The organism is Mesorhizobium sp. DCY119 (assembly GCF_003590645.1).
GTDB lineage: Bacteria > Pseudomonadota > Alphaproteobacteria > Rhizobiales > Rhizobiaceae > Mesorhizobium_M.
The window spans coordinates 4,047,103-4,065,607 of the sequence record NZ_CP031834.1 but is presented as its reverse complement, the minus strand read 5'-3'; the positions used below and the strand labels follow the sequence as shown (position 1 = coordinate 4,065,607).

18 protein-coding genes and 1 pseudogene are annotated in these 18,505 nt (G+C 59.3%); 14 read left to right on the top strand and 5 right to left on the bottom strand.

The annotated features are described in order from the left end of the window. Nucleotides 1–132 precede the first annotated feature (132 nt). Nucleotides 133–921, top strand: a complete 789-nt coding sequence (locus DZG07_RS19765) for an ATP-binding cassette domain-containing protein (protein WP_119820004.1) — start codon at nucleotides 133–135, stop codon at nucleotides 919–921. Then, nucleotides 918–1,796 carry an ABC transporter permease gene (locus DZG07_RS19760; protein WP_245429528.1) on the top strand — a complete coding sequence of 293 codons (879 nt, stop codon included), beginning with the start codon at nucleotides 918–920 and terminating at the stop codon, nucleotides 1,794–1,796. Before DZG07_RS19765 ends, DZG07_RS19760 begins: the two co-directional genes overlap by 4 nt. Nucleotides 1,797–1,942: 146 nt before the next feature. Here DZG07_RS19760 and DZG07_RS19755 read toward each other — a convergent pair whose 3' ends face one another. The 3 genes from DZG07_RS19755 to DZG07_RS19745 form a co-directional block, all read right to left on the bottom strand. Continuing rightward, the gene (locus DZG07_RS19755) at nucleotides 1,943–2,620 is read right to left on the bottom strand and encodes a transporter substrate-binding domain-containing protein (RefSeq protein ID WP_162931667.1); all 678 of its coding nucleotides are present in this window, start codon (nucleotides 2,618–2,620) and stop codon (nucleotides 1,943–1,945) included. Between the two features lie 224 nt (nucleotides 2,621–2,844). Next, nucleotides 2,845–3,150 (bottom strand): cytochrome c, encoded by a 306-nt coding sequence (locus DZG07_RS19750; RefSeq protein ID WP_162931666.1) that lies wholly within the window; start codon nucleotides 3,148–3,150, stop codon nucleotides 2,845–2,847. A gap of 343 nt (nucleotides 3,151–3,493) precedes the next feature. After that, complete coding sequence (locus DZG07_RS19745) at nucleotides 3,494–5,161, bottom strand: PQQ-dependent dehydrogenase, methanol/ethanol family (RefSeq protein WP_119819996.1); 1,668 nt, start codon at nucleotides 5,159–5,161, stop codon at nucleotides 3,494–3,496. A gap of 580 nt (nucleotides 5,162–5,741) precedes the next feature. Between DZG07_RS19745 and DZG07_RS19740 the strand changes: the two genes are divergently transcribed. From DZG07_RS19740 to pqqE, 9 genes are all read left to right on the top strand, one after another. Next, nucleotides 5,742–6,617 (top strand): fumarylacetoacetate hydrolase family protein, encoded by an 876-nt coding sequence (locus DZG07_RS19740; protein ID WP_245429527.1) that lies wholly within the window; start codon nucleotides 5,742–5,744, stop codon nucleotides 6,615–6,617. Beyond that, nucleotides 6,565–7,362, top strand: coding sequence for a fumarylacetoacetate hydrolase family protein (locus DZG07_RS19735; RefSeq protein ID WP_119819990.1), 798 nt, complete (start codon nucleotides 6,565–6,567; stop codon nucleotides 7,360–7,362). The genes DZG07_RS19740 and DZG07_RS19735 overlap by 53 nt, the downstream gene beginning before the upstream one ends. 172 nt (nucleotides 7,363–7,534) lie before the next feature. After that, a complete protein-coding gene (locus tag DZG07_RS19730; protein WP_119819987.1) occupies nucleotides 7,535–7,828 on the top strand; it encodes a YciI family protein in 294 nt (97 codons plus the stop codon). Nucleotides 7,829–7,882: 54 nt separating this feature from the next. Further along, nucleotides 7,883–8,143 carry a tautomerase family protein gene (locus DZG07_RS19725; protein WP_119819984.1) on the top strand — a complete coding sequence of 87 codons (261 nt, stop codon included), beginning with the start codon at nucleotides 7,883–7,885 and terminating at the stop codon, nucleotides 8,141–8,143. A gap of 31 nt (nucleotides 8,144–8,174) precedes the next feature. After that, nucleotides 8,175–8,384 carry a tautomerase family protein gene (locus DZG07_RS19720; RefSeq protein ID WP_162931665.1) on the top strand — a complete coding sequence of 70 codons (210 nt, stop codon included), beginning with the start codon at nucleotides 8,175–8,177 and terminating at the stop codon, nucleotides 8,382–8,384. A gap of 456 nt (nucleotides 8,385–8,840) precedes the next feature. Continuing rightward, complete coding sequence (gene pqqB / locus DZG07_RS19710; protein WP_119819978.1) at nucleotides 8,841–9,776, top strand: pyrroloquinoline quinone biosynthesis protein PqqB; 936 nt, start codon at nucleotides 8,841–8,843, stop codon at nucleotides 9,774–9,776. Next, nucleotides 9,773–10,528 carry a pyrroloquinoline-quinone synthase PqqC gene (gene pqqC / locus DZG07_RS19705; protein ID WP_119819975.1) on the top strand — a complete coding sequence of 252 codons (756 nt, stop codon included), beginning with the start codon at nucleotides 9,773–9,775 and terminating at the stop codon, nucleotides 10,526–10,528. Before pqqB ends, pqqC begins: the two co-directional genes overlap by 4 nt. Beyond that, nucleotides 10,525–10,821 (top strand): pyrroloquinoline quinone biosynthesis peptide chaperone PqqD, encoded by a 297-nt coding sequence (gene pqqD, locus DZG07_RS19700; protein ID WP_119819972.1) that lies wholly within the window; start codon nucleotides 10,525–10,527, stop codon nucleotides 10,819–10,821. The genes pqqC and pqqD overlap by 4 nt, the downstream gene beginning before the upstream one ends. Beyond that, nucleotides 10,818–12,023 (top strand): pyrroloquinoline quinone biosynthesis protein PqqE, encoded by a 1,206-nt coding sequence (gene pqqE / locus DZG07_RS19695; RefSeq protein WP_119819969.1) that lies wholly within the window; start codon nucleotides 10,818–10,820, stop codon nucleotides 12,021–12,023. The genes pqqD and pqqE overlap by 4 nt, the downstream gene beginning before the upstream one ends. A gap of 287 nt (nucleotides 12,024–12,310) precedes the next feature. Here the strand turns inward: pqqE and DZG07_RS19690 are convergent. Both DZG07_RS19690 and DZG07_RS19685 read right to left on the bottom strand, forming a co-directional pair. Beyond that, a pseudogene (locus tag DZG07_RS19690) lies at nucleotides 12,311–14,028 on the bottom strand (TRAP transporter large permease subunit). Continuing rightward, nucleotides 14,025–14,609: a TRAP transporter small permease subunit gene (locus DZG07_RS19685; RefSeq protein WP_119819964.1), complete on the bottom strand. Its 585-nt coding sequence runs from the start codon at nucleotides 14,607–14,609 to the stop codon at nucleotides 14,025–14,027. Before DZG07_RS19685 ends, DZG07_RS19690 begins: the two are co-directional and overlap by 4 nt. A 310-nt stretch (nucleotides 14,610–14,919) precedes the next feature. On the opposite strand from DZG07_RS19685, the gene DZG07_RS19680 reads away from it, so the two are divergent. From DZG07_RS19680 to panE, 3 genes are all read left to right on the top strand, one after another. Beyond that, nucleotides 14,920–16,020, top strand: a complete 1,101-nt coding sequence (locus DZG07_RS19680) for a TRAP transporter substrate-binding protein (RefSeq protein WP_119821905.1) — start codon at nucleotides 14,920–14,922, stop codon at nucleotides 16,018–16,020. 141 nt (nucleotides 16,021–16,161) lie between these two features. After that, nucleotides 16,162–17,256: an enolase C-terminal domain-like protein gene (locus DZG07_RS19675; RefSeq protein WP_119819961.1), complete on the top strand. Its 1,095-nt coding sequence runs from the start codon at nucleotides 16,162–16,164 to the stop codon at nucleotides 17,254–17,256. A gap of 130 nt (nucleotides 17,257–17,386) precedes the next feature. Beyond that, nucleotides 17,387–18,322, top strand: coding sequence for a 2-dehydropantoate 2-reductase (gene panE / locus DZG07_RS19670; RefSeq protein WP_119819958.1), 936 nt, complete (start codon nucleotides 17,387–17,389; stop codon nucleotides 18,320–18,322). Nucleotides 18,323–18,505 lie beyond the last annotated feature (183 nt).

The following is an 18,505-nucleotide window of genomic DNA, read 5'->3' as shown; positions in this document are numbered from 1 at the left end:
TGGCGCCAGTAAGGTCCCGGCACCTACACTTGGTCGGCGCCGAATCTTGCGGGTCAGAGTCAACCATCGAATAGGACTGCTACAGCTTACCGAGGCACTGTTCCGGTTGAAACGTATTGAGGAAACACGGTTTTGGAGCATGTAAAAGCGGGTGGCGGCTTGAATGGCGCGGCAGCTCTCGAGGTCTCCGCCGTCAGTCACTCGTATGGCCCGAAGCTTGCGCTGAACAACGTTTCCTTCGTGATCGCGCCCGGCACCTTCACCGTTCTGCTCGGCCTGAACGGAGCCGGCAAGACGACGCTGTTCTCGCTGATCAGCCATCTCTACGACACGCGGCACGGCCAGATCCGCATCTTCGGCCATGACGTGACCCGCGCTTCCGGCGAGGCGCTGCGCAGGCTGGGCATCATCTTCCAGGCGCGCACGCTCGACCTCGACCTCAGCGTCTACCAGAACCTCTCCTACCACGCCTCGCTGCACGGCATCGGCGCGCGGGAGGCGCGAACCCGGATCGGCGCGGTGCTGGAGACTGTCGACATGAGCGGCCGTCTGCATGACAAGGCGCGCAGCCTGTCGGGCGGCCAGATGCGGCGCGTCGAGATCGCCCGCGCCCTGCTGCACAAGCCGCATCTGCTGCTGCTCGACGAGGCGACGGTCGGGCTGGATGTCCAGTCCCGCGCGGGCATCCTCGCCGACATCCGCCGGTTGGTGGCGACCGAAGGCATCAGCGCCTTCTGGGCGACGCATCTGATCGACGAGGTCGAGGACGGCGATCATGTCGTCGTGCTTTCCGAGGGCAAGGTCGTCGCCAAGGGCGTCGGCGCCGACGTCATCGGCGAGACAGGGTCGAAGACCATCGGCGAGGCTTTTTCTAAGCTCAGCCGCAAGGCGCCGGCCGCCGTGCAGGGAGTTTTGCCATGAACACGCCTGTGGTCGGCAAAGCGATCGCCGTCGGCGCGACGCCGGTCGCGGCACCAGCCTTCGGCCTTTACAACTACCTCGTCTGCCTGAAGGGTGTGCTGGACCGCGAAGGGCTGCGCTTCCTCAACCAGCGTGAACGCTTCATCTCGTCGCTGGTTCGTCCGCTGCTCTGGCTGTTCATCTTCGCCGCCGGCTTCCGCCAGGTGCTCGGCGTGTCGATCATCCCGCCCTACAAGACCTACGTGCTCTACGAGGTCTACATCACGCCCGGCCTGTGCGGCATGATCCTGTTGTTTTCCGGCATGCAGTCGTCGCTCTCGATGGTCTACGACCGCGAGATGGGCAACATGCGCACCCTGCTGGTCAGTCCCTTCCCGCGCTGGTTCCTGCTGGTGTCGAAACTGCTTGCCGGCGTCGTGGTGTCGCTGGCGCAGGTCTATGTGTTCCTCGCCGTCGCCTGGTTCTGGGGCGTCAAGGCGCCGCAGATTGGCTATTTGCTGGTACTTCCGGCGCTGTATCTTTCCGGCATGATGCTGTGTTCTCTGGGCCTGCTGCTTTCCTCGATGATCAAGCAGCTTGAGAATTTCGCGGGCGTCATGAATTTCGTGATCTTCCCGATGTATTTCGCCTCGCCGGCGCTCTATCCGTTGTGGCGGATTCAGGAATCGAGCCCCCTGCTTTTTAAGATTTGTCTCGCCAACCCCTTCACCTATATCGTGGAACTGATCCGCTTCGCCTTCTATGGCCAGGTTGAGTGGTTTTCATTGGCCGTCGTCGTCGGTTGCACGGTGCTGTTCCTCGGCGGCGCGGTCTTTGCCTATGATCCTTCCCACGGCCTGATGAATCGCAAGAAGGCTACGGGAGGAACCGCTTGATGCGACGGGACCGTGGCCTGAAGCGCATATAGGCAATCATCGAGCGCAAGCGGCGCCTGCGGAAGGGGACGACCAGCGCTTCCCCTTCCTTTGAGAGGCACCGTCGAGCGCAATCCTTCGGAAAATGGCGATTGACTCGAATGCTACTACCCGCCGGCAAGCATACCCGGCGTGAGCCGTTCGATCACCTCGGGAGCCGTCGGCATGAAAAAGGTCATGCCAGCTTCGGCGGCGATGCGCGCGGCGGTGCCGTCCGCGATCATCGCTCCAATCGCGATATTGACTTCGCTGACCAACGCTGCGTTGGTTTCGAGCGCCGTGTAGCCGAAATTGACGATCACAGGATGATAGTAACCGCTGGTCTTGAGTTTGCTGTCCGGATGGCGTTTCTTCCAAGCATCGAAATGATGCCGCTCGACTAGCGTCGCATCGAACTTTCCATCCTCGAGTGCCGGGAGTACGTCCTCTCGCACCGGCAGCGTGACGATATCCGGCATATAGACGCCTCCCTTGTAGGAGAGTAGGAGAGTGCCGGCGAGCGTCGCCGCGCGCGCGCCGAGCTTTAGCCCCTTCAAATCGGCCAGGCTTTTCACTTGTCGATCAATGCGTGAACCGAGGATGATCTCCAGCGGTGCGGCGTGATAGGCATGCGTGGCGACCAGCACGCCCAGTCTGACGCGCTGCCCGCGAGGGCCGCCGCGTCCGCCCTCATGCTCCGGCAGCTTACCATTTTCTATCGCGGGCAGCCCCAGCATGCCCGAAAATAGCGGATAGGCGGCGAAAAGATGGCATTTTTCCGCCGAGAGAAGCGCGTTGGCGTCCAACGCCAGGCTTTCCTCTTTCTCATACTCGCTCTCGAACCATTGAGCCTCGAAGACGCGGCCGAGGCGCTGTGCGAGTTGAATTCCGAAAGCGAGGTCGAACCCGCCCGTGCCACTCTTCCGCTTGAAGGAATAAGGCGGCGCGTCATCGTCTAGACAGATGCGCAGCGTGCCTGCGAATGTCGGTCCGGCAAACATTGCGACAAAAGCCGCAGCGACGAGCCCCGTCAGTCTTTTCCATCCGTGAGAATATACGCCCATAGATTGTCGATCTCCTCTGGCTTCAGCTTCTTCCCAAACGGTGGCATTGCCCCTTTGCCCTTGGTTAGCGAGGTCCGGAAGCGCTCTTCGTCGGTTTCGGAAAACTTCCTCAGGTCGAACGAGGAATTGCCCGGATTGACCATCTTCGCGCCATGGCAATGGCTGCAGAACGTCCGGTAGATCTTGGATCCGGCCGCGACTTCGCCGGCGACTACGGATCCGGGCGGCAATGCGGCGAAGGCAAGGGCGCAAGCAAGAAGTCTCGCAGTCATCGTCATCTCCGCGAACAGCAACGGGGGGCGAAACGATCCGGGCAGCCGGTCCGTTGGAGCGTTTCATGGTCAGATTGAAGCAGTTTTGCTTCTCGGATGGCGCGCGTTCGACAGCGGGAAACCACCCGTCTGTTTTGCCTACGGCAAAACGAAAGGTCTACTCTCTGCCGGTCGTCCTTTCCCGATTGCAAAGTAATCGGAGCCGACCGGCGGGCCGGGTCAATTCGATCCAAATCCGTCCGTCTTCGGACTTGGCCGTACCACCGGTACGACCTGCACCGAAGCCCTCGACCTTGAATCGAATTGCCTCCGGCAGAACGATTCAATCCAGCCACCAAACGCTCTAATCGCCAAGAGCGAAGGTGGTCAGGCTGCCGCCCGTGGGTACGTTGGCTAGCCGCTCGTCGCCAACAAACAGAGCGTAGACGCCACCAATGCCACTCGACACCGTGACGTATTGCTTTCCGCCGCTTTCCCAGGTGATAGGCTGGCCAATGATGCCTGAGCCGGTCTGATAGTCCCACAGCTTCTTGCCACTATCGGCGTCGTAGGCGGAGAACATGCCAGTCATGTCGCCTGAGAAGACAAGGCCGCCCTTGGTGGTAAGCACGCTGGAGAAGCTTGGAATCTCGTATGGTCGCTCCCACTTCGCCTTGCCGGTCAAGGGATCGATCGCCTTTAGATAGCCGCGCTCCTTGTCAGGCCAGTTCACGCCGAGAAAGTTGATGCCGAGATAGAAGGTCCCCTGGCGGTACTCGGGCGCGATCGGCTCATAGTGCATCGTGGCGTTGAGTGTATTGGCGTATACGAGGCCGGTGTCGGGATTGAACGCCATGTGCGGCCAGTTCTTGCCACCAAGCGCCGACGGCACCACCACGAAGGGCGCGCCGGTTTCGCGCATTTTCTTCATTTCTTCAGATTCGATTGGCCGGCCGGAATCAAGGTTTATGCCAGTCGCCCAGTTTATGTCCTTGACGAAGGGACTGGCTGTGAGAAGCTTTCCGTTCTCTCGATCTATCACATAGAAGAACCCGTTGCGGTTCGCTTGCATGATAACCTTCTTGGCCTGCCCTTCTATAGTCAAATCAGCTTGAACCAGCTCGTTGGTTCCGTCATAATCGAAGGGATCGTTCGGCGAGAACTGATAATACCAGACGATTTCCCCAGTCTTCGGGCGGATGGCGAGAACCGAGCAGATGTAGAGGTTGTCACCCTTGCGGACGTTAGGATTCCATGGGCCGCCGTTGCCGGTGCCCCAATAGACGAGGTCAAGGTCGGGATCGTAGGAGCCGGTCAACCAAGCCGGGCCACCGCCACGCTTCCAGGTATCGCCGGGCCAGGTATCGCCGCCCTTCTCGGTTGGCTCCGGAATTGTGAAGCGTCGCCACAACTGCTTGCCGGTTGCCGCGTCCCAGCCGTCGATGAAACCGCGGGTGCCGTATTCGCCGCCTGAAATACCTGTGATAACGACACCGTTGGCGACAAGTGGAGCCACCGTAAAGGAATAGCCATCGGCTATCTCGGTCGCCTTGGACCGCCACAGCTCTTTGCCGTCCTGGATGTCGAGGGCGATCACATGCGCATCGAGCGTGGTGCGGTAGAGCCTACCATCGAAGAGCGCCGCCCCGCGGTTGACGATGCCGCAGCAGGCTAGAGCATTTGTTTCTGGCGGATACTCGAACGCCGCACGCCACAACTGGCGACCAGTCGCCGCGTCGATCGCCATTGTTGCGTTGTGGGTCGTTGTGTAGATGACCCCGTTGTACACGAGCGGCTGCGCCTCCTCGCCGCGATCGCTAGAGATGGTGATATTCCAGATCGGCCTTAGCTTGCCGACCGTATCCTTGTTCACCTGGTCGAGTGGGCTGTATCGCTGGAGGCCGTAGCCCATTCCGTAGGTGAGGACGTCGCCGGGCGTCGTCGCATCGGCCTTCAATTCGTCGGCCGTCTGAGCAAATGCGGTGGCAGGCAGAACGGCCGCCATCGCCACGAGAAATTGACGTGTCTTCATGTGTTCCTCCTTGGGCTCGGCGCCGATTCGCCGGCGCTGGTTTGCCCGATCCGGGCGCTCGGAGCAGATCGCGTTTTAACTTGCCATCAGGCTCCTCCCTGCTGCGCCCCGCAAATAAGCATGCAATTTCCGGTAGGACGGCTCCGACGAGATCGATTTTCTAGTTCCCGTTGCGATATTGCAGAGGCGTCCGGTAAAGTCTACAAAAATCTCTATCATCTTTTTATTTTGGAGATGTGCTAGGGTGAGGTGAGCGCCCTAGGGTCGAATTCATGAAGGTGAACCTGCCGCGATATCTGGAATCTAGTAAAGCACTGATTTTACAGATATAATTTTTGTGTCGAGTTCTCGGTTACCAATCCAGATGCGGACCCGTTGGGCGTTCTTTGCTTTTTTATCGTCGCAGGATCGGAGTTGCACGACATCTCGGCTTCACATGGAATAAAGATTTTTAGTTGACGACGGAGCGGTTCTGGAGTTATTCGGGGCAACATGACGTCCTGCAGCCGCCATCGTGGCTGAGCATCTAGGCACGAAAGGGAAAGCTATGCGGTTGATGCGCTTCGCAAGAGGAGGCCGGTTGGGCCTTGCGATCGGTAGCGGTCAGAATTACCGGGGGTGGATGTCGTCGGACGAACAATATCCGGGCGACCTTGACCGCGCGTTGATCGAGAAGATGTCTCTCGCTGAAGTCGAGGAGGTACTTTCGAGCGGTCTGGAGATTGACACAGCGTCCGTTACGTTTCTTCCGCCGTTCGTCGGTTCTTCCAAAATGATCTGCGTCGGCTTGAACTACGTTGACCACTCGGCGGAGACCGGCTTCAAAGTTCCTGACTATCCCACGGTGTTTCCACGGTTCCCGTCTAGCCTGATCGGTCACCTAGCCCCGATCATCAAGCCTGTTTCATCCGATCAGCTTGATTATGAGGGAGAAGTCGCCGTCGTACTTTTGCAGGGCGGTCGATATATTCCTCAAAGCGAAGCGTTGAGCCACGTCCTCGGCTATTCGATCTTTAACGACGCCTCGGTGCGTGATTTTCAGCTTCGTACGCCCCAGTGGACCATCGGCAAGAATTTTGACGGGACCGGCGCTTTCGGTCCCTCCCTCGTGACAGCCGATGAACTCCCCGCCGGCGCTGCGGGGCTTTCCATCACGACCCGCCTGAACGGCGCCGTTGTTCAAAAGGCAAATACCAACGACCTCGTGTTTTCTGTCGCCAAGCTCATATCCGATCTTAGTCAGACTATGACGCTGGAGCCAGGGGATGCAATCATCACCGGGACGCCTGCGGGCGTCGGCGCCGGCCGCAAGCCGCCTTTGTGGATGAAGGACGGCGATGTCTGCGAAGTCGAGGTCGAAGGCATCGGCGTCCTGCGAAATACGGTGAGGAACGAGCAGGCAAATGGTCGCCTTGGCAGCAATGAAACAGGAGGTCGCGTTGTCGAGCATAGCTGAAGCCGTCGATGCTTTCTGGAATTGGCGTCGCAGCGTCGGCGTTCCAGAGGGCTTCGTGAAAATGCTGAGTACGGAAGATGGTTTCCGTGTCCAGATTGCGATGCAGGATTTGTACGACCGCGAAGGCGATATCCGCATCGGTTGGAAAGTCGCGGCCACCAATCCCGCCGTTCAACAGCAGCTTGGGATCTCAGAACCCGCATTCGGCAGTCTTCGGAGTTCACGAACCTACCAAAGTGGACACGACCTTTCGCTTTCCAGCCTCGTGCAGCCCCATGCCGAATGCGAAATCTGTTTTGAGATCAACGAGAATATCATCAACGCTGTCACAATCGAGGATGCTCGTAAGGCGGTGACCAACTGCTTTCCGGCCTTCGAGATCATCGAGAAGCGCGTACCGATCACGGATTTCGGCGGCGCAATGGCGGACAATGCGGAGCATACCGCGATCGTTCTCGGCAAAGGTATCCCGATGTCCCCGGACATTGATTTTTCCAAGGTCGAATGCAGTCTCGAAGTCAACGGAGAAGCAGTCGGAACCGCAGCCGGGTCGGCCGTGCTCGGGAACCCGCTAAACTCGATCCTCTGGCTGAAGGAACGCCTGAAACGCTACGAAGCCTCGCTCAAGCCGGGCTCGCTGGTGATGACCGGCTCATTTCTCCGGCAGCAGCCGATCAAGGAAGGTGACCGATTTCTGGCAAAATTCTCGGGGGTTGGCGCCGTGGAGATTCACGGAGTGAAGTAGAGCTTTCGGGGTGGGAGATGAGTGTCAGCCGGCAATGCGTTCGCTGCCAACTCCCGTATCGGAGCGGGTGTTCGGCCGCCTCAGACAAGGGTGAGATTCGGCGCTTTTGACTGCAACGGAGTTTGGCAGTCCGAGCGTCCAACACGAGTAACCGATAGGAAAGTACCATACCATGTTTGCCATTCATTGCCGCGACAAGGCATCAGCAGCGCCGCTACGGGTCGAGCATCGCCCGGCTCATCTTGATTACGTCAAAGGCAGTGGCGCGTCCATTCTCGCCGCCGGGCCGCTGATTGGCCCTGAAGGACATGCGGTTGGCGGTCTGTTTCTGATCGATGCCGCTGATGCCGCGGCCGCTAAGGAGTGGGCATCCAAGGATCCGTTCCAGACGTTGGGCGTCTACGAGAGAGTCGAGATCCACGACTGGAAGTACGTTTTCGGAACGGGCCTTGAAGCAAAGCCATAAACGCGGCAACTGGCTCAGGCGTTTGCGTAAAGAACCCACACAACAAAGGAGGTCATGATGCCAATCATTACTTGTGATATTCGAAACGGTCGAACACCGGAACAGAAGAGCCAACTGGCGAAAGGCTTGAGCCAGGTGCTGGTCGACGTGGCCGGCGTGTCGATCGACAACATCTTTGTCGTGACCCGCGAAATGCCCGGTTTCAATTTCCTCGACGCTGGCGAACACGTCCCCGACTATGTTCCCGGACCTAACGGCGAGGATATCGCGGGGGCGGAACAACTGCGTAGGCGAGCCGCGGAAAAGCAGAAATAAGATCAAGTTCAACCATCAAGGAGCTTTAGACATGCCTTTCATCCAGTGCGATATCGAGCAAGGCCTTTCCAACGAGCAAAAGACCGAGATCGTCCGTCGAATGATCGAAGTCACCAACAAGGCGATTGGCTCGTCCTGCGATCATATTAACGTGGTGCTCAGGGAGCACCCGACTGCCAACATTGGCGAGACGGGCAAAACGAATCTTGGCCTCATCAGCCGTCAGCACCAGGCTGCCTAAGCCTTTTCACGAGCGGATGAGATTGACTCACGTGAGGCATCCAAGCGGAACTCAGTGCTGCCGCTGCTCGCAGCGGACTCACTGCCTCATACTGCTCTGATCAGTGGCTTTTTCATTTGTGCCATTTCAGGAGCTATGACGACCCGCTCTATAACAGTGCCCAGCAGCCGCGGATATCGACAAGATCGGCCCATGCCGGGCCGGTGCAAAAGGAGGAACGAAATGAAGAATATCTGGACGAAGCCGACCATGTGCGAGGTTGCAGCCGGCTTTGAAATCTCGCGGTACCTGCCTGCTGAAATTACTCCCAAGAAGTAGGCCGCGTCGGCGCGCGTCGCTGGCAACGGCGGCGCGCGCCGTATTCTTTGGACTTGGACGTGACGTATCGGGTTGCGGCAGCGTAACAGCTGCTACGCTCTCCGACGGTGCATTGATTTCAAAATTCGGACTGTGGCGATGCGTTTGAAAATCGTCGGATCGGCGGCCGGCGGCGGTTTTCCCCAATGGGACTGCAATTGCCGACTGAGCCGTGCCGCCCGCGCCGGAACTGGCGGCCTGCGCCAGCGGACTCAATCGAGCCTTGCTGCATCGGCCGACGGCGTCGGCTGGGTTCTTTTCAATGCCTCGCCCGATATCCGCCAGCAGATCGCACAGACGCCCGAACTGCAGCCTGCACCCGACGCGCCGTTGCGCTCGACGCCGATCCGCGCCGTCGTGCTCACCAACGCCGATGTCGATCATGTCGCAGGGCTACTCAGCCTGCGCGAGCGCCAGCCCTTCGCCATATACGCCTCGGCGCGGGTTCTCGCCGCGCTCGATGCAAACCCAATCTTCAATGTGCTCGAACGGGCGGTCGTGCCGCGACGTACGCTGCCTGCGGGGGGCGAACTCGAGCTATGCGACGCCGGCGGGCAGGGAACAGGTGTGAGGATCGAAAGTTTCGCCGTGCCCGGCAAGGTGGCGCTTTATCTGGAGGATGCCGGCAGGCCGGAGGCCGATTACGGCTCCGAAGAAGGCGACACCATCGCGGTGCGCGTTGCCGCCTGCAGCGGCCGCTCGGCATTCTATATCCCCGGCTGCGCTAGGATCGACGCGGCGCTGCGGGAGCGGCTTGCCGGCGCGGCTTGCGTGCTGTTCGACGGCACGGTCTATACCGACGACGAAATGATCGCGGCCGGCGTCGGCCGGAAGACCGGCGCACGCATGGGGCATCTGGCGATGTCCGGCGAGGCCGGCTCGATCGCAAGCCTCGCCAAGGTGAAGATCGGCCGCCGCATCTTCGTCCATATCAACAACACCAACCCCATTCTCGATGAAAGCTCGGCCGAGCACGCGGTTGTCAGACAAGCTGGCTGGGAAGTCGCGCACGACGGCATGGACATAGAATTGTGAGCGATTTCCAGGATGCCGCCAAGAACGGCCTGTCGACGGCGGAGCTTGAAGCCGTGCTGCGGCAGGTCGGCGCCGAGCGCTATCACAATCGCCACCCCTATCATCACCGCATGGTCGGCGGCGGCATGTCCAAGGGCGAGTTGCAGGCATGGGCGCTGAACCGCTACTGCTACCAGGCAGTGATCCCGCGCAAGGACGCCATGATCCTCGCCCGCGCCACCGATCCGGTCTTCCGCGCCGCCTGGCGCAAGCGCATCGAGGACCATGACGGCGATGACGGCTGGAGCGGCGGCATAGCGCGCTGGCTGCATCTCACCACCTCGCTCGGCCTCGACGCCGCAGCGGTGAAAAGCGAAAGACTGGCGCTGCCCGCGACGCGCTTCGCCGTCGGCGCCTATTTCTCCTTCTGCGCCAACGCGACACTGCTCGAGGCCGTCGCCTCCTCGCTGACCGAGCTGTTCTCGCCGATCATCATCGGCGAACGCGTGCCGGCGATGCTGGCCAAATACGACTACGTCACCGAGGACACGCTCGCCTACTTCAGCCGGCGGCCGGAGCAGGCTTCACGCGATTCCGATTTCGCCCTCGACTATGTGCTCCGCCATGGCAACACGCCGGAGCGCCAGCAGGCAGTGATCGACGCGCTGGTGCTGAAATGCGATATTCTGTGGGCGATGCTCAATGCGCTCCAGCATGCCTATCAGACTGGTAACATCCCGCCCGGCGCTTTCCGACCCGAGCAGGCATCATGATCGCGGAACGGCAAAGGGCAATCGTTTCGCTGCAGTCGACGCCGTCGCTGCCGAAACATGTGCGCATCCAGTTCGATCCGGAACGGCAGGCATACGCGGTGCTGTCGCCAGAAAAGGTGTTCTGGCCCAACGAGATCAGTCTCGACATTCTGCGCCGCTGCGACGGACAATCCGATGTCGGCCACCTCATCGCCGATCTTGCGGTGGAATATGGCGCCGCGGAGGACGAAATCGCCTCCGATGTCACCGCCTTCCTGCAGGAATGGGCGGACAAACTGGTGGTGAAGCTATGAGCGAGCCGCTTCTCCCTCCGATCGGAATGCTGGCGGAACTGACACATCGATGTCCGCTGCAATGCCCCTATTGCTCCAATCCGACGGAGCTCTTGAAGGCGAACCGCGAGATGGACACGCAGGTGTGGCTCGATCTGTTCGACGAGGCTGCTGATCTTGGCGTACTCCAAGTGCATCTCTCGGGTGGCGAACCGACCCTGCGCCGGGATCTCGAGCAACTGATCGCCGGGCTTTCGGCGCGCGGCGTCTATACCAATTTGATCACAGCCGGTGTCGGCATCGCCGAAGGCCGGATCGACGCGCTCACCGACGCGGGGCTAGACCATTTACAACTGAGCTTCCAGGGAGCCCGGCCGGAGACCACCGAGCGTATCGGCAACCATCGGGGCAGCCATGAGAAAAAGCTGGAGACGGCGCAGCGCGCCCGCGCAGCCGGCCTGCCGCTCACCATCAATGCGCCGATCCACCGCCACAATATCGAGGAAGTACCGGAATTCATCGAACTCGCTTTGTCGCTCGGCGCGGAGCGGCTCGAGATCGCGAACGTCCAGTATTCAGGCTGGGCGCTGACCAACCGCGATGCGCTGATGCCCGAGCGTGCCGCGGTCGACCGCCAGGCCGAAATCGTCGAACGGGCGCGCGAGCGGCTGACCGGCATCATGAACATCGACTTTGTCACGCCGGACTATTTCGCGATCTATCCGAAACCCTGCATGGGCGGCTGGGCGCGCGACGCCTTCATGGTGGCGCCCGACGGCATGGTGTTGCCCTGCCACGCCGCGCAGACGATCCGGTCGCTCAGATTCGAGCGTTTCGGGGAGCGCACGCTCGCCGAAATCTGGGCCGATTCGCCGGCGTTCAACGCCTTCCGCGGAACCGATTGGATGCAGGAGCCGTGCCGCGGTTGCGAACGGCGCGAGATCGACTGGGGCGGCTGCCGCTGCCAGGCGATGGCGATCACCGGCGATCCGGCCGCCACCGACCCGGCCTGCGTGAAATCGCCGATCCATGCCCGCATGGCGAATTTCATCGCCGCGGCCACCTCGACGGGAAATGAGAGGAAGGTGGCAAGCTTCGTCTATCGTAGGATAGGCGCAGTCACAGAGCCGGTAAGACCGCGCAATCTCAATCCTGATGGAACTAGCTCTCGGCGATCTCGCGTTTCAGGACGACATCGGCGAAAGGCAGCGTATCCCTGTTGATCGCGACGCCGTGAACGCGAAAATACCTGGCGCCCTTCAGTCGAAGAATGACGCTGTTCGCCCCTGTACCGGCATCATGTAACTTTCTGTCGCCGCTCAGCAGATCAGCGAGCAGGGGATTGCGTGAGTTGCCGGAGAGTCAGGGAAAGCCGAGCACATGCAATTCCTCGAAGCATGGGTGCGTTGATCCGGGTAGTCCTGGAGAGCGGGTCGGCAGCTTTGGCGAAGGCGCGCGTATGCTGTGGGTTCATTTTGACCTGCGGCCTTCTGCGCTCGGCTATCTCATATCAGCCCGTAGCAGGTCGAAGATCAATGCGTGGTTTCATCCTACCTCCAGCTACTTGAAGGTTGGCAGCCCGCCAAGGCCATCCTGTGTGCCGTCGCCGCCAAAATCCGGCACTTCGATCTTGATCGTCTTCGGATCGACGACTGTGCCTGAGCTTTTGTAGTGCATGACCATCTGTGGGAACGCGATGACCAAGCCGACCATCAAGAGCTGAATGCATACGTAGGGCACCGCGCCCCAGTAGATCTGACCCGTTGTCACCGGCGCGATATTCTTGCCCGTTATCCGGTCGATGTAGGGCACGCGTGCTGCGACGGAGCGCAGGAAGAACAACGCGAAGCCGAACGGTGGGTGCATGAAGCTTGTCTGCATGTTGACGCCCAACAGCACGCCGAACCAGATCAAATCGATGCCAAGCTTGTCGGCTGCAGGCGCGAGCAGCGGCACGATGATGAAGGCCAGCTCAAAGAAATCGAGGAAGAAGGCCAGCACGAAAACCAGGATGTTGACCGCTATCAGGAACCCCAGTTCACCACCCGGCAGGGAGGTCAACAGATGCTCAACCCAAAGATGTCCGTTCACTCCGTAGAAGGTTAGGGAGAAGACACGCGCACCGATCAGGATGAACATCACGAAGGCCGACAGGCGCGTGGTCGAGGCAAGCGCCTGCTGCATGACTTGCAGGTTGAGACGGTGCTTGGCGGCCGCCATGATCAGCGCTCCTACCGCGCCCATCGCGCCACCTTCTGTCGGTGTCGCAACGCCCAGAAAGATTGTGCCTAGGACCAGGAAGACCAGCGCAAGCGGTGGAATTAGAACGATGATGACCTGCTGGGCCAAGCGCGACATCCTGTTGAAGCCGAAGGCCTTGTCGATAATCGCGACGATATAGATGAAGATGACGCCGATGGTCGCCCCGAGCAAGTCGGCATTGTTGCCTTGAGTCGGATACAGCACAACGTGGGCTAGATAGCCTATGGCGAAGACTGCGGCGAGCGCGACGAACAATGACGTCACACCGTGCCCCAAAGTGCGTGCCTCGAGCGGCAGCGCCGGCATCGAATTCGGACGGATGATCGACATCACAAAGATGTAGAGCATGTAGAGGCCGGTGAGCATCAGGCCCGGAATGAGCGCACCGGTATACATATCGCCCACCGAACGGCCAAGCTGATCGGCCAGAACAATCAGTACTATTGATGGAGGAATGATCTGCGCCAGTGTACCTGTAGCTGCGATGGTGCCCGATGCGATCCTCCGATCATAACCATAGCGAAGCATGATCGGCAGCGATATGAGGCCCATAGCGATCACGGACGCGGCGACGACACCAGTCGTTGCGGCAAGCAGCGCTCCAACCAGAATAACCGCATAAGCGAGACCGCCGCGGATCGGACCGAACAGCTGGCCAATGGTGTCGAGCAGATCCTCTGCCATGCCCGAGCGTTCGAGCACGATGCCCATGAACGTAAAGAACGGAATTGCGAGCAGGGTTTCATTGGCCATAACGCCGCCGAAAATGCGCTCCGGCAGTGCGTAGAGCAGAGGCCAGGAGAGGGTGATCGTACCGTTCGACAACGGCGCCAGTTCCACGCCAACGACGAAGAACATCAACCCATTGGCGGCTAGCGCAAAGGCGACCGGATAGCCCAGAAGCAGGAAGATGACGAGAAAGGCGAACATGATTGGAGCCATGTTCACAGCAATGAATTCCATCACGACCGCAGCTCCTCTACCAAGGCCTTGCCTTCTTCCTCGGCGGCCTGATGCGCTGAAATGAAGGGATTGGGATCCTCCATGTCCCCGCGCATAATCGCGATCTTCTTGATGATCTCAGATACGCCCTGTAGCGCCAGCAGGAAGAAGCCTAGCAACAGCAGCAGCTTTGCCGGCCATATGACGAGCCCCCCGGCGCTTGAGGACATCTCTCCGCTTCGCCAAGAATGCAAGAAATATGGCACGAAAAAATAGACCATCAGTAGCGTGAATGGCATCAGGAAGAACACGTGCCCGAATAGGTCGATCCAGTGCTGCTTACGCCGAGAAAACTGACCGTACACGATGTCGATTCGAATATGCTCGTTCTGCCGGAGCGTGTAGGCGGCCGCCAGGAGGAAGGCGGCGCCAAAAAGATACCATTGCAATTCCAGCCAAGCGTTGGACGACAGGTTGAATGCCTTTCGCATAACCGCGTTTCCCGCGCTAACAACGACCGCGACGAGAATGAGCCAGGCGACGGACTTTCCTATGCTTTCCGTCAAGACGTCCAAGAGTCGGCTTAGGCCGATCAAAGCGCGCATGAAATCCTCCCTCTAAGATGTCCCCTCTTCGCGCATTTGCATCTCTGTTTCAAGCCGATCTGGGGAAAAAGAAAGATTTTTTGCGGACGCGGGTAGCCATGTCGCGATCGACCTATAAAGAATCCGGCAGGATTGTCGGCTTTTTCGATGGTAATGGCCCTCAGAAAATTACCTCGCAGATTCGGAAAAAGAATATTTCCTGAAAAAAAGATATATGTGCTGGACTGAGGTGGTGCGTACGTGCAATGCTCACCCGAGTTTGCGGAGATCGGACGCAGCACACGCCGCCGCATCAACGGAGGAGGAGAATATGGATCGCAGATCATTTATTGCACGCGCCGGGATGGGCGGCGCGGCCGCGGCTGCCGCGCTGGCGGTGCCCGCAATCGCCCGGGCTAATCCCAAGGTAAGCTGGCGCCTCACGTCGGCCTTGCCCAAGTCGCTACCTGCAATCTTTGGGACTGCTGAGGTATTGTCCAGATACGTGTCCGAGGCGACAGACGGCAACTTTGCTATTCAGGTCTTTGCCGGCGGCGAAATCGTTCCTTCCTTGCAAGCCGCAGACGCCACCGCGGCGGGGACCGTCGAAGCCTGCCATACCCTGGGCTTTTTTAACTGGAGCAAGAACGCAGCCTGGGCGGTTGGATGCGCAGTTCCGTTCGCGCTCAACGCCCGCGGTCACAACGCCTGGCTTCACCAGGGAGGCGGCAATGAGCTTTACAACGAGTTCCTTGCTACACAGAATCTCGTGGGCTTCCCCGCAGGTAATTCCGGCACCCAGATGGGCGGCTGGTTTCGAAAGGAAATCAAGACAATCGATGATCTCAAGGGCCTCAAGATGCGCATCGGCGGCTTCGCCGGCAAGATCGTCGCGCGCCTGGGGGTTGTGCCGCAGCAGCTTGCTGGCGCTGACGTTTATCCGGCGCTGGAAAGAGGTACGATTGACGCGGCGGAGTTCATCGGACCCTATGATGACGAGAAGCTCGGCATGTACAAGGTCGCACCGTATTACTACTATCCAGGCTGGTGGGAAGGTGGACCGACCATTCATGCCATGTTTAACAAGGCGGCTTTCGACAGTCTGCCGAAGAATTACCAGTCTCTGCTGCGAACCGCCTGCCAGGCCGCCGATGCAGACATGCTGCAGAAGTATGACTACCTGAACGCTTCTGCCATAAAGAGCTTGGTGGCCAAGGGCGCCAAGCTCAGCCCCTTCAGTCGGGAGATTCTCGACGTCTGCTTTGTGGAGTCCCATAAAGTCTATGCTGAAGAAAGTGCGGTAAACCCCGAATTTGCAAAATTGTGGGGTTCGCTCAAGGCTTTCCGAGGCGAGTACTATCTCAATCTTCAAATCGCCGAGTATAGTTTCGACACTTACATGATGCATCAGCAGCGCGCCGGCAGGCTCTGAGAGTCCTGAATCCTCCCAGGAAAGAGCTCCGATCCGCAGTTGCGGATCGGAGCTCTTGGCGATTTGGACAAGAACGTCGGGAAGCTACACGATTTCCGCGCCAGAAACCCAATTAGGAACTAACTATCATACGGTGGAACAATGTCGAAAAATAAGCTGACCGTGAGAGCAATTTCTGCTAGACCAATCGTCATCCAGCTAAAGAGACCTATAATCGCTAGAATAGGCGCGATTCACGAGTGGCCTATTATCCTAGTCGATCTCCTGACAGAGGAAGGCATCGTCGGGCGCAGCTACCTGCAACCCTACACCATAAGCTCAATGCGCTACATCGTGCCGGTGCTCAAGGATCTGGGGACTATGCTGAAAGGTCGGTCCGTTTCACCTGTCGACCTTTTCGATGCAGCAAGGAAATCACTTCACTTCGTCGGCTATGAAGGCGTGTCCATGATTGCCGTATCTGGGCTCGACATGGCGGCGTGGGATGCTTTCGCTAAAGCAGCCGACCTTCCTTTATGCGTGATGCTTGGTGGGTCCGTGGGGCCTGTCAAGGCGTACAATACCAACGGGCTATGGCTCCAGGAGCCTAGCGCCGCTGCAAAGGAAGCGGTGGAATTGATAAACGAGGGTGGGTTTACAGGCCTCAAGATAAGATTGGGCCGTGAACGCGCCTCCGATGACCTCTCGGCGCTTGACGCGGTGCGTGGAGCGGTCGGCGACCAAGTGCACCTGATGGCCGATTTCAACCAAGGCCTGAACCTGGCGGAAGCCCTACAGAGGTGCCGAATGATCGACAATCACGGACTTGCCTGGATTGAGGAGCCAATACTCTATGACAATCTGGATGGCTATGCACATCTTGCGGCAGACTTGAAAACTCCCTTGCAAATGGGCGAGAATTTTTACGGGCCGCGCGAGGTTCACAAGGCGCTCCAAAAGAAAGCGTGTGACCTTATCATGCTTGATGCAAAGCGCATCGGCGGGGTAACGGGCTGGCTGCGAGCGGCGGCTATTGCCGGCGCAGCAGGAGTACCGGTCTCAACTCACGTTTATCCCGAGGTGTCAGCCCATATGATGCGCATTACGGAGACGGCCCATTGGCTGGAGTGGAACGACTGGCACAATCCGCTTCTTCAGGCGCCATATCAGGTCAAGGACGGGTTCCTGCATATTCCCGACGTCCCTGGTACAGGAATCGAGTGGGACGAGACGGCGGTCCAACGCTACCTCGGGTAGGCCTCAATCTTGAGTGTCGCCGTGCGCTGGCAGTTCCGCGTGCTGGGCAGATCGACAAGTGGTGGGAGTCATCGCCGACTAGGCTCCAGGACGCAATTGATCGGGGTCATTGTCGGGGGAGAGATTGACTATGCGCATTCTCGTGGTGGGTGCCGGCGGTATCGGCGGATACTTCGGCGGTAGACTCCTAGCGGCCGGGCGCGATGTGACGTTTCTGGTGCGACCGGGCCGGATGCGACAACTGAGGGAGATGGGCCTTGTCATCAAAAGCCCGACCGGAGACCTTGAACTTCCGAACCCGCCGATCGTAATCGCTGAGGCGCTCAAGGTGCGCTTCGATCTCGTGTTGTTGAGTTGCAAAGCTTACGATCTCGAAGACGCAATCCAGTCATTTGCCCCGGCGGTGAGGGAAGGCACCGCGATTGTCCCCTTGTTGAACGGCATGCGGCATCTCGACATGCTGGAGGCGAAGTTTGATCCCCAGGCCGTGCTCGGAGGTCAGTGCGTCATCTCTGCGATGCTCGACGCAGCTGGTCGCATCCAGCATCTTGGAGAACTACAAAATGTTTCCTTCGGCGCGCAAGGCGGATCGATGAGCCCGAGCACAGAGAAAATTGCAGCCGCCCTCTCAGGCGCGGGGTTCACTGTGAACCTAACTAGGCAAATCTTGCAGGAAATGTGGGAGAAGTGGGTGTTCATCGCGACCGGTGCGGCGATCACATGTCTGATGCGATCGACCATCGGGGACATCGTCAGCGCCGGTGCTGCAGATGTTGCTATCGCGCTACTGGAGGAATGCTGCGCGATTGCCAAAGGGGAAGGTTATGAACCTCGGCCCGCTGCCATGGAGCGGTTCCGGACGACATTGACGACGCCGGGGTCAGCGCTGACCGCGTCGATGTTCAGAGACATTCAGGTCGGTGCCCGCATTGAAGCTGATCACATCGTCGGCGACCTGCTGCGTCGGAGCGACGGAATTCCGGTTCCGACCCTGCGAACGGCTTTCGCCCATCTGAAGACCTACGAGGCTCGTCGGGCGCGGGAGCCGTCCGTGGCTGTCATCTGACGAAACGTGTGTGGCTGGATCACCGCCAGAACCAGGTGCGGTCGGTAGCAGGTGGAGAGCGGTCCACACGCCAGCAACCTCGACCACGCGAATTGCGGAAGGAGTGGGCGCTTGTTCCGCCGGACTGGCCCCTGAAAAGGTTCTGCCACCTTGGCCAACGCGTGGGCAGGGCGCGGGTCGGCA